This is a genomic window from Pedobacter sp. ASV12 (assembly GCF_016429155.1).
Taxonomy (GTDB): Bacteria; Bacteroidota; Bacteroidia; order Sphingobacteriales; family Sphingobacteriaceae; genus Pedobacter.
The window spans coordinates 50,309-64,603 of record NZ_JAELUC010000002.1 but is presented as its reverse complement, the minus strand read 5'-3'; the positions used below and the strand labels follow the sequence as shown (position 1 = coordinate 64,603).

Annotated in this window: 12 protein-coding genes; 6 read left to right on the top strand and 6 right to left on the bottom strand. The window is 44.8% G+C overall.

Annotation, left to right across the window (positions count from 1 at the left end; genetic code table 11):
- Positions 1-2 precede the first annotated feature (2 nt).
- Positions 3-1,046, bottom strand: coding sequence for a DNA topoisomerase IB (locus JHD69_RS01220; RefSeq protein ID WP_199136502.1), 1,044 nt, complete (start codon positions 1,044-1,046; stop codon positions 3-5).
- Between the two features lie 86 nt (positions 1,047-1,132).
- Between JHD69_RS01220 and fmt the strand changes: the two genes are divergently transcribed.
- Positions 1,133-2,041: a methionyl-tRNA formyltransferase gene (fmt, locus tag JHD69_RS01215; protein WP_199136500.1), complete on the top strand. Its 909-nt coding sequence runs from the start codon at positions 1,133-1,135 to the stop codon at positions 2,039-2,041.
- Between the two features lie 45 nt (positions 2,042-2,086).
- Here fmt and JHD69_RS01210 read toward each other — a convergent pair whose 3' ends face one another.
- The 3 genes from JHD69_RS01210 to JHD69_RS01200 form a co-directional block, all read right to left on the bottom strand.
- Positions 2,087-2,836, bottom strand: a complete 750-nt coding sequence (locus JHD69_RS01210; RefSeq protein ID WP_199136498.1) for a hypothetical protein — start codon at positions 2,834-2,836, stop codon at positions 2,087-2,089.
- A gap of 267 nt (positions 2,837-3,103) precedes the next feature.
- A complete protein-coding gene (locus JHD69_RS01205) occupies positions 3,104-3,952 on the bottom strand; it encodes an aminotransferase class IV (protein ID WP_199136496.1) in 849 nt (282 codons plus the stop codon).
- Positions 3,953-3,955: 3 nt separating this feature from the next.
- The gene (locus JHD69_RS01200; protein ID WP_199136494.1) at positions 3,956-4,981 is read right to left on the bottom strand and encodes an RluA family pseudouridine synthase; all 1,026 of its coding nucleotides are present in this window, start codon (positions 4,979-4,981) and stop codon (positions 3,956-3,958) included.
- A 202-nt stretch (positions 4,982-5,183) separates the two neighbouring features.
- Between JHD69_RS01200 and JHD69_RS01195 the strand changes: the two genes are divergently transcribed.
- Entirely contained in the window at positions 5,184-6,227 is a 1,044-nt protein-coding gene (locus JHD69_RS01195) for a DUF6588 family protein (RefSeq protein ID WP_199136492.1), read from the top strand.
- Positions 6,228-6,283: 56 nt separating this feature from the next.
- Positions 6,284-7,162, top strand: coding sequence for a 1-aminocyclopropane-1-carboxylate deaminase/D-cysteine desulfhydrase (locus tag JHD69_RS01190; RefSeq protein ID WP_199136490.1), 879 nt, complete (start codon positions 6,284-6,286; stop codon positions 7,160-7,162).
- 20 nt (positions 7,163-7,182) lie between these two features.
- Here JHD69_RS01190 and JHD69_RS01185 read toward each other — a convergent pair whose 3' ends face one another.
- On the bottom strand, positions 7,183-8,943 hold the full coding sequence (locus JHD69_RS01185) for a S41 family peptidase (protein WP_199136488.1): 1,761 nt from the start codon (positions 8,941-8,943) through the stop codon (positions 7,183-7,185).
- 205 nt (positions 8,944-9,148) lie between these two features.
- Here JHD69_RS01185 and JHD69_RS01180 point away from each other — a divergent pair, with 205 nt between their 5' ends.
- The 3 genes from JHD69_RS01180 to lat all read left to right on the top strand — a co-directional run bounded on the left by JHD69_RS01180 (position 9,149) and on the right by lat (position 12,512).
- Complete coding sequence (locus tag JHD69_RS01180) at positions 9,149-10,186, top strand: sensor histidine kinase (protein ID WP_199136478.1); 1,038 nt, start codon at positions 9,149-9,151, stop codon at positions 10,184-10,186.
- Positions 10,183-10,896 (top strand): LytR/AlgR family response regulator transcription factor, encoded by a 714-nt coding sequence (locus JHD69_RS01175; RefSeq protein WP_199136476.1) that lies wholly within the window; start codon positions 10,183-10,185, stop codon positions 10,894-10,896. Before JHD69_RS01180 ends, JHD69_RS01175 begins: the two co-directional genes overlap by 4 nt.
- Before the next feature lie 284 nt (positions 10,897-11,180).
- Positions 11,181-12,512 carry an L-lysine 6-transaminase gene (gene lat, locus JHD69_RS01170; RefSeq protein ID WP_199136465.1) on the top strand — a complete coding sequence of 444 codons (1,332 nt, stop codon included), beginning with the start codon at positions 11,181-11,183 and terminating at the stop codon, positions 12,510-12,512.
- Between the two features lie 77 nt (positions 12,513-12,589).
- On the opposite strand, the gene JHD69_RS01165 is transcribed toward lat, so the two are convergent.
- Positions 12,590-14,293 (bottom strand): alkaline phosphatase family protein, encoded by a 1,704-nt coding sequence (locus tag JHD69_RS01165; RefSeq protein ID WP_199136463.1) that lies wholly within the window; start codon positions 14,291-14,293, stop codon positions 12,590-12,592.
- Between the last annotated feature and the right edge of the window lie 2 nt (positions 14,294-14,295).

Here is a 14,295-nt window from a genome sequence, read left to right as displayed (position 1 = left end):
TTTTAAACAATACTTGCCTTTTTCAAAAAGCGCAGGAGTACCTTTTCGTCGTTTTGTATGGCTTTGGCCTCTTGGGCATCAGGCTGACTAATTTGCTTCAGGTAAGGTTGCAGCCGATCTTCCTCGAAAGCCACCAGCAATTGCGGATAAACATAAGCACTTTTACACACGGCACGGGTGTTGCCCAGCTTGCCCGATACACAGTCGAGCATCTCTACGATGATCTTTTGTTTCGACATTTCCGGGTAACGCTTCGTTAAATGGGCCAATTGCCTCAAGGCCTCCAAGGTACCGCCCCAGGTCCTGAAATCCTTTGCCGTAAAATCGCTACCGGTAATTTCGCGGATGTAATTGTTGATCATTCCCGAATCTACGGCTTGATGTGTTTTGCCCTGGGTATAAAACTGGAATAGCTCCTGCCCGGGAATATCCTTGCATTTTTTAACCAGTTTGGCCAGGTTTTTATCGCTTAATGCCACCTCCTGACTTACCCCTTTCTTGCCTACAAAAGTCAAAAACGATTGATTGCCTTGCTGCTTAAAATGTTTATCGCGCAGCGTACTCAAGCCGTAGCTGCCATAGTTCTTTTTGTAGCTTTCGTTACCGATCCTGATCAGTGTTTTTTCGATGACACGAATACAGATGGCCAATACCTTTCTTTGGTCGAAGTCTTTTCTGCTCAAGTCTTTGGACACCTGCTTACGGGCCTTGGGCAAAGACTTGCCAAATTCAAGCAGCCTGAAGTACTTATGATCTGATTTTCTGCTGGTCCAGTCGGGATGATAGCGGTATTGCTTGCGTCCGGCCGCATCCAAACCCACAGCCTGTAAATAGCCATTCTTTTTGGGCGAAATCCAAACGTTGGTCCACGCTGGTGGCAATACCAGTTTTTGGATTCTTGCCAAATCGGCCTCGTTTTGTAGCCGTTTGCCTTGGGTATCTTCATAGTAAAAATGACCTGGCTTTCCCTTCCTGCAAAACCCAGGCATAGCCGGGTTAACATAAACCAAACTGCTTGAACTGAGTACTTCTTCGGTTGAAACCATGGAAACAAGATAAATTTGAACGAATTTTAGTTATTTTTGTATGGAACAGCCCCGATTTTCGGTTGCTGAGAATAAACAACATTCTGATGAAAATAGTTTTTATGGGTACGCCCGATTTTGCCGTTGCTTCTTTAGATGCCCTGTTGCAGGCCGAGTTCGATGTTGTTGCCGTAGTAACCGCCGCAGACAAACCTGCCGGGCGCGGACAAAAACTAAGTGAAAGTGCTGTAAAAAAATATGCGGTAGCAAAAGGTATTCCTGTTTTGCAACCCCTGAAACTCAAAGACCCTGCATTTATCGAAGACCTGAAGGCCTTTAAAGCCGATCTGCAAGTGGTGGTTGCCTTCAGGATGTTGCCCGAAGTGGTTTGGAACATGCCACCCAAGGGTACTATTAACCTGCACGCCTCTCTGTTGCCCCAATACCGTGGCGCAGCCCCAATTAACCATGTTATTATTAATGGCGAAAAGGAAAGTGGCGTAACTACCTTTTTCTTAAAACATGAAATTGACACCGGCGACATCATCTTTTCTGATTCTGTGGCCATTACCGACGACGAAAGCGCAGGTTCATTGCACGACAAGCTGATGGATTTGGGTGCCCATTTATTGGTGAGGACCGTAAAAGCCATCGAAGCCAACGATTATAACGAGGTACCGCAGCCAGCAAGCGACGAACTTAAAATGGCACCAAAAATTTTCAAGGAGTTTTGCAAGATCGATTGGAACCAACCTAGCCAAACGGTTTACAACCACATTAGAGGCTTAAGCCCTTACCCTACCGCCTTTACCACTTTTAATGATAAGGCTTTGAAAATATTCGGTGCCGTTTTGGAAGAAAAAGAGCCCGGAATTTCTGCTGGCGCTTTTTTAACAGATGGCAAAACCTTCTTGAAATTTGCCGCCAAAGACGGTTTTTTAAAGGTAACCGATATACAATACGAGGGTAAAAAGCGCATGCTGATCGAAGAATTTTTACGAGGCATGCGCCTGTAAATTTAAAACAGGCAGGCCGAAACGACACTGCCTGTGATCCAAAAACTACCGGTTATAATTGTCGATAGCTCTTTCCATGTTTCTAGCACCCGACCGTTGGATCAGAAAGCCTCCCACGCTTAAACCCGTACCAAGCCCCAGCAAGACAAAGCTTGGGGTATAGTTGCGGTCTTTATAGGTTGGCATGCCCCTGTAGGTGCTGCCGTTTTGCTTAAAGGGATCGCCAGAAACCAAAGTAACCACGCCCGCAAGAATGGCCGCGCCGGCGGCCACGTACATCACCGTGCCTGTAGTCATGCTTTTCCTGTAGCTTTTGAGCAGATCCAAACTCTGCGGATTGTCGGCCATATCGGTGCTGAGGTTGGCGTAATTAACCCTTTTCAAATCAGCAAAGCCTTTGTTGTAGAACATACGCCTGCTTACCGGCTCGCGTCTATAGCCACTAAATCGATAATCAACCCCATCGTAGGGTATATCTTGGTAAACAATCTGCTGATACAGGTTGATTTTTCCTTCGATGATCCTCTCGGCAAACGATGCTTCGCCAAAAAAGTTGAGCTGTCGGGTATTGGCAAAGAAACCCCTTTCGTTGTTGAAGAATTTGACCTGCCCCAGCGGCACGCTTCTCGAATCGGCACTTAATACCCAAGAGCCTAAAAAATTAGGCCGCAAGCGGACTTTTTGTGCATGAATTGTAGAATCGGAATAGAGGTACAGGTAGTTTTTGCTTTCGTTCACTTGCGAACGAGCGTTCAGGCCATAGCAAGCCATCACGATGATGAGTAATTTTTTCATATCGGTTCATTTTGTGTGTAACCAATAATACTAAAATTTTACGAAGAATGCTTGGCTAACTGTAATTTAATCAGGTAAAATATACGATGGAAACAGGGAAAGACAACAGGCCAGAAGGCAGAAGGCGGAAAGTTGAAAGTTAAAAGTTGAAAGTTGAAAGCTACAGGCAATGAGAATCCAGGTTTTTCTTTCATGAAACAATCCTGCATTCCTATAAAACCAATGTCCGAATGAACCAATACCCCAATGAACTAATGAACCAATGAACTAATGAACAACTAAAAGATTAAGCTTTTCGTTCAGCACTTTGGCTACTTCGTTAAAATAGCGTTTTTTGCCATAGCCCATTACCCAGCGTATGCCGCTGCTGGCATTGGTTACGAATACTTCTTCGGCTTCCTTTAAGATTTCAGGGCTAATTTGGGCCTCTATTAACGGCAATTGATGGGTTTTGGCCAACTGTAGCACTACATTGCGCATCACGCCTGCCACGCAGCCTTCTGAAAGTGCTGGGGTATAGATCTGTTTCTGGTAAACCACAAATACGTTCGAGCTCATGCTCTCGCATAAAAACCCATTTTGGTTCAAAAGCAAGGTTTCGTCTAAACGATGCTGTTGCTGAAAAAGCGCCGCCATTACATAAAGCAAGGCATTGCTGGTTTTATAATTGGCCAGCTTGTTAATGGGTTTGGCAATTTCGTCGTATACATCGATAATCAGTCCCTTCTTGTTCAGCTCATAAAAAGGTCCTTCCAAAGGCATGGCTTCCAGTACATAGCCTACCTTATTGCTTTGCGGGGTGTACAGGCCTTCGCCATCGCGGTAAACCGCCAACCTGAAACGGACATTGCCATGAAGCCTGTTCTTTTTGAGCAGTTCGGCTGTCTTCTGTTTCAGGAAATAATCATCGAGCAAGGCATAGCCTTCCATTTTTAGGGCCTTCATGCCGGCTCGTAGCCTATCGGCGTGCAATGCCGCAAATTGCAGCTTGCCATTGCACATGCGCATCGACTCGAACAGGCCATCGCCGAATTTAAATGCACGGTTGCTCGCCTTGATGATCGCTTCATCGGCCGCAAAAAATTCGTCGTTATGCAAAATGTATGGCGACATCATGGGTTAAGCTTGTTGGGCGTAATTACGCCATTTGGTTAAAACAGCCTCAAAATCGGTCGGCAAAGGTGCTTCAAATTCCATGTACTTTTGGGTACTGGGATGAATGAAACCCAGCGTTTGTGCATGCAGAGCCTGGCGTGGCATGATTTCAAAGCAATTGGCCACAAACTGTTTGTATTTGTTAAACGTGGTTCCCTTTAAAATCTTGTCGCCGCCATAATTGGCATCGCTAAACAGCGGATGGCCAATATGTTGCATATGTGCACGAATTTGGTGTGTACGACCCGTTTCCAACTGGCAGCTGATCAGCGTGACATAGCCCAAACGCTCGAGCACCTTATAATTGGTAACCGACCATTTTCCCTTCTCTTCATCATCGTACATGTCCATTACAATCCTGTTCTTCAGGCTCCGGCCAATGTAGCCTGTTATCCTTCCGTCTGTTTCAATATCGCCCCAGGCCAGCGCCACATATTTACGGGTAATGCTATGGTCGAAAAACTGTTTGGCCAGTTTGGTCATGGTCATTTCGTTCTTGCTGATGAGCAAAAGGCCAGAGGTGTCTTTATCGATGCGGTGCACCAGCCCGGGCCTGCCGTCATTGCCGGGCAAGGTAGGCAATTGTTCAAAATGATAGGCCAAGGCATTAACCAAAGTACCGGTGTAATTGTTAAAGCCGGGGTGTACCACCATGCCGGCAGGTTTGTTCACCACCAGCAGGTCGTCGTCTTCATAAACGATATCGATCGGAATATTTTCTGGATAAACCTCGGTATCACGGGGCGGATGGGCAAATACGATGGAAATCTCATCGAAAGGCTTTACTTTATAGCTCGACTTGACAGTTTTCTTGTTCACCAGTACATTGCCCGCATCAATGGCATTCTGAATACGGTTGCGGGAAGCATTCTCTATACGGTGCATTAAAAACTTGTCAATGCGCAGCAACGACTGTCCTTTATCAACAACAATATTAAAATGCTCAAATAGGTCCTGCTCTTCTTCCTGCTCAATTTGATGGTTCTCCATGGTGCAAAAATAGGATTAACAATTTGATAATCCCGAAAAAAACAAATTGGCTCGCTATTTGTTGATATACCGTTGTAAAACTGAACTAATAGGCGGGCGCATGAAAAACTTTACTCAAAATGTTAAGATTATTTTAAACTTTTTTCCTTATCTGATTAGAAAGATATACTTTCGGCCTTAAAACCAAACAGATATAGAAAAAATGAAAACAAAATTAGCTGCGCTTAAGATTTTATTTATCCTAAGCGCATTTTTATTTCCGGTCAGGCTCCTGGCCCAACAAGATGTAGAAGGCTTATTTAAATCAGGTCCGGAGGATGCAACCAAACTCATCAACGCCTATATGAATCCCTTGTTTAAAGGCTTGGGCGTTGGCCTAAATTCGGGCTGGAACACGACCGCCAAGAGCAATGGATTTTTGCGTTTCGATTTGCGCATTACCGCTACCGCAGCTTTTGTGCCTACGGCAGACCGTACCTACGATGTGAATACATTGGGCCTGCAGAACATCAGGCCGGCTACGCCAGGAGGTCCGAGTATCGGCCCTACCGCTTTTGGCAATGACAGCCAAGGTGCCAACATGCGTTTATATGCCAACGGAACACCAACTACTGAAACCTTTAAACTGCCGCAAGGCACTGGGATCCATTTTGTGCCTTCGCCACAAATACAGCTGACCATGGGTTTGCCTAAAAACATCGATGTATCTTTGCGCTATGTTCCCAAAATCAAATTGGGCAGCGATGCCGGAAAGATCGACCTATTTGGTGCAGGTGCCAAAGTAGAACTATTGCCTCTCCTCATGGGCAAAAGCCAAAAGCTCATGCCTTTTGATATAGCTGTTGCCTTAGGCTTTACCCGCCTAAACTACAGCTTGCCTTTGCAGGTAAACACCAATGCCCAACACTCGAACCAAGAGCTCAACATCAAAGTTAACGGATTTAATAGCGAAGCCATTATCTCTAAAAAACTCCTGTTTTTTACCCCTTTCGCCAGCGTTGGCTACAACAGTTCTTCGTCTAGCCTAAAAGCTTTAGGCGATTACGAATTTTCTACCCCAACCGCACTCAATCCCAATCAAACCACCACTTACACTGATCCTATTTCCATTAAAAACAACTTAGACGGATTTAGGGCTTCTGTAGGCTTTCAGCTTAATATGGCCTTTTTCAGGGTTTACGGCTCTTACACCACAGCCAAGTACGACTATGCCAACGTAGGTATAGGCTTTGGTTTTGGCAAATAGCCTAAAATTTTAAAACCTCGATAAAAAAGCTTCTCTTTGGAGGAGCTTTTTTTGTTATGCAGATTTACAGTCCGGTTCAGGCCCTTAATTTTGAGCACCTCCATCCAATTTGGGTTAAGCGCGACGACCTGATCGACCCTTATATTTCTGGCAACAAGTGGCGCAAGCTGCAACATATCCTTGCCGATGCCCAACAGCGAGGCCAAAAACACCTGGTAACTTTTGGCGGGGCTTATTCCAACCACCTGGTGGCAACAGCGGCCGCGGCCTCCAGACATGGCTTTCAGTCTACGGCCTTTGTACGGGGCGAAACCGTACAGAACGAAATGCTCCTGCTCTGCAAGTTATTTGGCATGCAACTCATTTTTGTAGATAGAGAAAGCTATAAGGATAAGCGGAACCTGTTTGACAAACATTTTGCCACTAACCAAACGGCCTATTTTATTGACGAAGGCGGAGCCAGTGCCGAAGCGGTACGGGGTTGCGCAGCCATCATCACCGAACTGCCCCTAACCTACAACCATATCTTTTGTGCAGCTGGTACAGGCACTACCGCGGCCGGCCTGTTGCAAGGAATTAATGCCCAACAGCTACATACCCAGCTACATGTAGTGCCTGTACTTAAAAACGGTGGTTTTATAGCCGACGAAATCGCTAAATACGAACCCAATTTGAGTAGGCTTACTTTACATACCGACTATTCTTTCGGGGGCTATGCCAAAACCACGCCGCAGCTTTTAAAGTTTATGACAGCTTTTGTCAGCCAAACGGGCTTATTGGTAGATCCGGTTTATACCGCCAAGCTGTTCTTTGCCATTAACGATTTAGCTGGTAAGGACTTCTTCAAAAAAGACGATAAAATATTGGCTATCCACACCGGTGGCTTATTGGGCATTTGGGGCATGCAGGAAAAGCTAACCCAAATGCTGGGCTAGCTTAAGGTTAGCATTGGGGTTTATTTAATTTTGTTGAGGTAGTTAAGCGCCTCTTGCAATTGTACATCCTTGCCGGAAGCGATTTCGGCCATCGTTGGCTTAAACCTGCGGTCGGGAACAATGCCTATTCGCTGCGTTTCTTTTCCGTTGGGATAAAAAATGCCATTGCCTGTAAAAACAAACTGATAGCCACCTGGCAAATTCAATTGCTTTTCGTCTCCATCGGCGCCGGCAGTTTGGCTGCCAATCACCACCGTATTTTGGTTAAACTGCCTCAGCATCATGCTAAACCACTCGCCCATGCTTTGTGTATTTGCATTTGTTAAGATTACGATTTTGCCGGTATATAAATCCCCTATAGGCTTTATGTCTTTGCTCATGAAGGTTTCTATGGCTTCTTGGCTTACAAACGCACCCGGATTTTGCAAAGCCGCGCGGTAGTAGCGACCAAAATTAAATGCTGCTTTACCCAAAGCCCTTGGCAGGTAATAATAAAACAGTCCGGGAGCTTGGGGGTATTCGCGCATATCGAAAATGATGGCTTTTTTGCTTTGCAACTGTTTTGAAAAGGCTATTTCGGCCTCCTCATCCTGTGGCAAACTCTCATCATGAAAACGTCCTGCCCTTACCAAAGCTATTTGCCCATCTAATTCTTCATATCCTTTCCAAGCCTGTTCGGCGTTATATTTCGATCTGAAATAAGCATTGATCAGCGCTACCTGTTTTGCATTACCCCGCTCCAACATTTCTAATTGCAAATTCATTAACCTGTTGCCTCTACGTACTTTTACCGTCAATGTTTTGGCAGGCAGATCGGCAAAAGCAAAAGCCCTTCCCCTATAATCGGTTGATAGGTGGCGCTGTTTGACGGCTTCGTTTGAGGCTGGCAACAAGGCACTGCGTATTTTGAGCCATTGCTCGATGTCGGTACCATTGATGGCCAAAATCTGGTCGCCTTTTTTAAGGTCAGAAGCTTGGGCCAGCGAATCGTTTAACATATTCTTCACCACGATTTTCCATTGGCTTACCTCGTAATCAAATGGTGGATAATAAACCAGCTTAAAGAGTTGAGGCAGGGTTTTCAACTGGCTTAAAATACCGGCTGCGTGGGTATCGTTAATGGCATTTTCGAGCGTCAGCACGGCTTTTTCATAAGTCATTCTCGAATCAACAGCCTTAAACACCGGGATCGATTCGGTTAATACCGTTTGCCAATTTTTGCCGATTACATATTTGTAAGGAAACAAATACTCGATAACGGCCCAGGCTTTGGCCAATGCCAGCAAATTCATGGCTTCATTTTTAAAATCATAGTCGGCATAAGCTACTTCGTTGGGCACCAACCCTACGTTTTTGCCATCGGTAGCAATATAATAGTGCTTGCCGCTTGTATTGCGATAATCGATAAGCAGCTGAAGTGCCGTTTGTAGTTTTTTGGGAAAGGCCTTGATCCAGCCATAATCCAGATTTTGGTTCAGGTACAAGGCTTTGTCGGTTGCCACGCCAGGCTTTTCCACCCCTGCTGTATTCTCGTTTAACAAGCTGAGCAGCTTTTCGTTGCAAGATGCTTCGTCTGCTTGGCTTATCGCAGCCACATTTGCCAGGAAAACCTTGTCGGCATCGAAGCTACCGGCAATGCCTTGGGGCGATTTATACTTGATCAATCCCCATACCTGAATAAATTTCTGAATGTTTTTTGCTTGTTGTAAGCTTGTTTGTGCTTTCGCCATGAGGCTTAAGCCGCTTAAAACCGTAAAGAAAATGAGGAGTTGCTTTTTCATCTGTTTATGTTGTTGTTGGTGTCCCAAAGTTGAAAGGTTTGAAACCTCGCCACAAAAACGATTGACAAGAGGCCAAAACTTGTTGATGAGAAGCTTTTTTTAAACTTAGCCCTAAAGTGTGGATGAATGGGCCTTTTGTCAATAAAATATGGCCTTTGATGTAAACCATTTGATAAAACCATCGTTTTTAGCCTATTTTTAGCACATGAAGAAACAAACCTTTATTTATTTGCATATCGGCTATTGGCTATTGGTGTTTGTACAGGTGTTATTGGTAGCCTTAGGTACCGGCGTGTTGGGCACACAAATCGAATGGGGCTTGTTTCTACGAATTGTTTTGCCGGTTAAGCTGATCCAAACGGCCTGTGCGGCGGCTTTTTTCTATGTGAATTACCTGCTGCTTATTCCGCTGTTCCTTAAAAAAGGCAACATTTTTAAATATATTGTTTCCCTTGTAGGCGCCATATTGGTTTTTGCACCGCTGTACTATTACCTTGAACAACATTTTTACCCTTTAATCGGTTGGAAAAGCTACGAACTCGACCTTACTTTTTCTTTTGCGACCATGGTTGTGCTGAGTTCAAACTTCCTCAACATCTTTTTGGCGCTTTTGCTCAGCTATTTGATGGACTGGCGTACTATGCGCGTGGAGAAGGAGATTGCCGAAAAAGAACAGTTCAAAACCGAATTGGCTTTTCTCAAATCGCAGGTCAATCCGCATTACCTGTTCAATACCATTAACGATATTTATGCGCTGGCCCAGCAACAAAGCGAAGAAGCGCCCGAAGCCCTGCTCAAACTGTCAGAACTTTTGCGCTACATGTTGCGCGAAAGCGACGATGCCTATGTACCCTTGGCGCGCGAAATCGCCTATTTGGAAAACGTAATTGAGCTGCAGCGCATCGGGCAAAAAGGAAAAGCCTTTATTGGGTTTAAGGTTGAGGGCGAGGTGAAAGACCAAAAAATTGCACCACTCATATTAATCAACTTTATCGAAAATGCGTTTAAGCATGGTGTTTTTAAGGATGCGGATGAGCCCATCCAAATCGAATTGAGCATTGCCGGCAAACAATTCGGCATGCTGGTCAAAAACAAGATCAGTACCTCGGGCAAAGACAAAACCGGGGGCATTGGCTTAGCCAACGTCAAAAGGCGCCTGGCACTCATTTACCCGCAAAAGCACCAACTGCGCATTGACCAACAAAATAGTACCTTTACGGTAGACCTTAACATAGCACTATGATCCGCTGCCTTATTGTTGATGATAAACCCCTTGCCATTGATGTATTAAAGCATCATTTGGCCAAAGTGCCCTTTTTGGAACTGGCGCATAGCACCACCGATCCGCTCGACGCGCTCAACCAGGTAATGAAGGGTGGCATAGACCTGATTTTCCTCGACATTCAAATGCCCGAGCTGAGCGGCCTCCAGTTGACAAAGATCATTGGCACCAAATGCCAGGTCATCTTTACTACAGCTTATAGCGAATATGCCTTAGAAGGATTTGAAAACAACGCGATAGATTATTTGCTGAAACCCGTTTCTTTCGAACGTTTTTATAAAGCAGCCGAAAAAGCCCAATTTGTACTGCAGGCACTCGCAGCCGGCAACCAAACTCAAGCACTAAGCCCAACTAGCGACAAAGAAACAGACCATATTTTTGTGAAAACCGAATATAAACTGGTGCGGGTAAACACAGCCGATATTGTTTATGTTGAAGGGATGCAAAACTACATCGTTATTTGTACCCCCACCGAAAAGATTACAAGCTTACAAACCATGAAAAAAACGGAGGAACAATTGCCCAGCTCTCAGTTTTTGAGGGTGCATAAGTCGTTTATTGTGGCACTGAACAAAATCAGCAGCATTGAGCGCAACCGCATTTACATTGCCGATCAGGTTATTGCCTTGGGCGATGTTTACAAAGATGCCTTTTACAAAGCCATTTCTTAGCCTTAAGTTGACAGCTTTTGGTTGATAGTCCATGGTCAATACTCAACTTCACACCCCTTCATTCTTTCATGGTTAAAACCCCAATCTCCGCTTTGCTCAACGGTTCATCGGCGCAAATCCGACCAAAAAGTTTTCCACATCTGTTTAGTCCGGTTTTGCTTTTTGTCTAGAATCATACTTTAAACAGTTTAAACCTAGTTTTTGCTCTTTTTCTCAAAAAAGTGCCCAGATTTGATAATTTGGCACATTTCGTTACTTTTGGACAACACCAAAATATAAATTTTATGTATCAACTTAGTGTAGCGCCAGATCAAGTAACCCAAACTTTGCAGCAACATATCCTAGCCGATGGTTTCGACCTGACCTATGACATGGAGAAAAGCAACGGTGCTTATATTTACGATTCTAAATACAAGCGCCAGCTGCTCGATTTCTTTACCTGCTTTGCATCGGTTCCCTTGGGCTATAATCATCCCAAAATGATTAACGACGAAGCCTTTAAACATAACCTTTTATTGGCGGCCTTGGCCAACCCCTCTAACTCTGATGTTTACACCCAGCAATATGCCGAATTTGTAGCCACCTTTGCCAAAGTTGGCATCCCTGCATACCTGCCACATGCCTTTTTTATTGCAGGTGGCGCCTTGGCTGTTGAAAATGCCATTAAAGTAGCCATGGACTGGAAGGTGCAGAAGAATTTTGCCAAAGGCTATACCACCGAAAAGGGATTTAAGGTGCTGCATTTCGAAAAAGCATTTCATGGGCGCTCGGGCTATACCTTGAGCCTTACCAATACCCTGCCCGACAAAACCAAATGGTTTGCCAAGTTCGATTGGCCAAGGATACCAGTACCGCAGGTAAAGTTCCCCCTAACCGGCGAAAATCTTCAAACGGCTATCTCAACCGAAGAAATATCAATTGCCCAGGTTAAGCAGGCCTTTGCCGATCATAAAGACGATATTTGTGCCATTATCATCGAACCAATCCAATCGGAGGGTGGCGACAACCACCTGCGTGAAGAATTTTTAGCACAACTGCGCCAATTGGCCGATGAAAACGAAGCTTTTCTGATTTATGATGAAGTGCAAACCGGCGTTGGCTTAACCGGAAAATTCTGGTGCCATGAGCATTTTAGCGAAAAGGCAAGACCAGACATTGTAGCTTTTGGCAAAAAAATGCAGGTATGCGGCATTTTGGTGGGCAAAAAGGTAGAAGAAATCGAAACCAACGTATTTAAAGTCCCTTCGCGCATCAATTCTACCTGGGGTGGCAATTTGGTCGACATGGTTCGTTCTACACAGATCCTGAACATTGTTCACGACGATCAGCTGTGCAAAAACGCAAGCGAGGTTGGTGCCTACCTCAAAGACAGATTAGAAGCCTTGGCTGCGAAACACGCTCAGATGAGCAACGTACGTGGCCGTGGCCTACTTTGCGCCTTCGATTTTCCGAGCAAGGAAATGCGCAACAGCTTTATCCAGAAAGGGATGGACAACAACGTGATGTTTTTAGGTTGTGGCAACCAAACCATTCGCTTCCGTCCGGCCTTATGCATTGAGCAAAAACACATAGACGAAGGTATGGAAGTAATGGAAAAAATATTGCCTCAGTTATAAACCGCAACTTATACACCCATAAAAAAGCCCCGTCCAAATGGTCGGGGCTTACTTTTTTACCTAAATTTATTTTTAAACTACTTTAAAAATTCTAATTCAAATTGGTTCAAGAACGGATTGCCATCCAGACCATAATCTGGCAGGATCTTGATCTTCATCCAATACAACATATTGGCACCCACAGTGGTCGGTGTCAGAGCGATCGACTTGCCGGTAGCATTTGGATCGGCAATTACCGAAGATGGTACATCTGTACCCATAGCTTTCCAGGTATAGGCGCCATACAGCAACATGTCATAACCACCCGGTGCCTTGTTGGCAATATAGGCATCGGTACCTTCATTGTTTTGCCAATAACCAATCAGGTTGGCATAATTCGGATGTTGGGTTATATCCTTTAAAGCAATATTTGCTTTAATGGTTGCCGCGTCTAATGCGGTGTTGAAATATAATAATTCAGCACCTTGGAAATTCAAGCCTGTTCCACCAGAAAATTGCTTATAACCCAATGTTAACTTCTCTGTGGTGCTTAAGCTTTTAAGAGAACTAATGTTTAAGGTAGCATCCGGATTGCCGTCGGTATAGGTGCTCACAGTTCTTGTGGTGCTGTTTACATATTTTACCGTCATGGTAAGCGTATGCCAATTGCCATCAAAAACGACACCACCAGCGCATTCTGGTCTGCTTGTTCCACCTCCATTCGCAGCCCCTCCAAAAGACGTTTTCCATTTTTTAGAATCGCTTTGAAACCATAGCCATCCGGTTTGTGGCTGAGAACTACTTGTATTGATCAATGTGCTCTTCGACAAAAAACCTACATAATAGGTATCAATGTTAAATTTAGCCTGCATTTGCACGGTGAAGTCTTTAGTAGCACCTGGGTCGTATAGTCCATTGTCGTTATTCACACTCGCGCCAATGGTGGTGCTATTAAACAAAACCGTATTGAAGCCTCTCTTTTTGATTTCCTCCTGTTTAAGCCTTGGATTCGAAGCAATGATAAAGCCAGCCTGCGGATTGGTGCTGCTGCCACCGTGATTGGTGGTCACCATAATGAGCCAATCTTCCTTGGCGTAATTCTTTCTTGCCTTTAATGCGGCTACGATATTGCCCACATATTCGTCGGCTTTTACAATGGCATTTTTATAATTGGCATTGCTGGCCAAAAATCCGCCATTGGCTCCGGCTGCTTCCACATCCCTAAAGTTGACGAAGATGGCACCTACGTTATCTTGTTTGCTCAAGATGTTAACTGTGCTGTCCTTTACGGCTAGATCTGTGCTCACTACAGGAGCAAAATCGGCATTCCTGAGGTAATAGCGAAGATTTGACCAAGGCGTTACCACTGCGGTTTTGGTGGCTTTAAACTGCGTAATGTAATCTAAAACGTTTCTGTACGAAGTTACCGCCGCGTGGTCGTCGCCGGTTGGATCGGCCAACCTTTCAAAACTTTCGGTACCAATTTGATGCTTGGCGTAGCTTACCCCGGTAGCCATGCTGGCCCACGAAGAGGCATCGGTACCCACACCGCTTTTTTGTACTTCGTACGAATATTTGGAAGTTTGCAGCAAGGTGGCCATGTTGGTAGGCGCAATAGTTTTGATTTCGCTACCTGTAACCCCATCAATACTGATCACAAGCACTTTTCGTTGCACGTCGCTAATGGGCTTCAGCTCTTCGAACACAGGTGGTGGATTATCATATTTTTTGCAACCCGCAATAGCCAATACCGAAAGCGAAATACCGGCTAAGAGTGTATAGTTGAAATATTTTTTCATCATTT

What these genes read in the sequence shown, in the direction of transcription:
- JHD69_RS01175 (WP_199136476.1), top strand. Translation starts at nt 10,183, where the DNA reads ATGATCCGCTGCCTTATTGTTGATGATAAACCCCTTGCCATTGATGTA.
- JHD69_RS01185 (WP_199136488.1), bottom strand. Translation starts at nt 8,943, where the DNA reads ATGAAAAAGCAACTCCTCATTTTCTTTACGGTTTTAAGCGGCTTAAGC.
- JHD69_RS01200 (WP_199136494.1), bottom strand. Translation starts at nt 4,981, where the DNA reads ATGGAGAACCATCAAATTGAGCAGGAAGAAGAGCAGGACCTATTTGAG.
- JHD69_RS01190 (WP_199136490.1), top strand. Translation starts at nt 6,284, where the DNA reads ATGCAGATTTACAGTCCGGTTCAGGCCCTTAATTTTGAGCACCTCCAT.
- JHD69_RS01195 (WP_199136492.1), top strand. Translation starts at nt 5,184, where the DNA reads ATGAAAACAAAATTAGCTGCGCTTAAGATTTTATTTATCCTAAGCGCA.
- JHD69_RS01210 (WP_199136498.1), bottom strand. Translation starts at nt 2,836, where the DNA reads ATGAAAAAATTACTCATCATCGTGATGGCTTGCTATGGCCTGAACGCT.
- JHD69_RS01205 (WP_199136496.1), bottom strand. Translation starts at nt 3,952, where the DNA reads ATGATGTCGCCATACATTTTGCATAACGACGAATTTTTTGCGGCCGAT.
- fmt (WP_199136500.1), top strand. Translation starts at nt 1,133, where the DNA reads ATGAAAATAGTTTTTATGGGTACGCCCGATTTTGCCGTTGCTTCTTTA.
- lat (WP_199136465.1), top strand. Translation starts at nt 11,181, where the DNA reads ATGTATCAACTTAGTGTAGCGCCAGATCAAGTAACCCAAACTTTGCAG.
- JHD69_RS01220 (WP_199136502.1), bottom strand. Translation starts at nt 1,046, where the DNA reads ATGGTTTCAACCGAAGAAGTACTCAGTTCAAGCAGTTTGGTTTATGTT.
- JHD69_RS01180 (WP_199136478.1), top strand. Translation starts at nt 9,149, where the DNA reads ATGAAGAAACAAACCTTTATTTATTTGCATATCGGCTATTGGCTATTG.
- JHD69_RS01165 (WP_199136463.1), bottom strand. Translation starts at nt 14,293, where the DNA reads ATGATGAAAAAATATTTCAACTATACACTCTTAGCCGGTATTTCGCTT.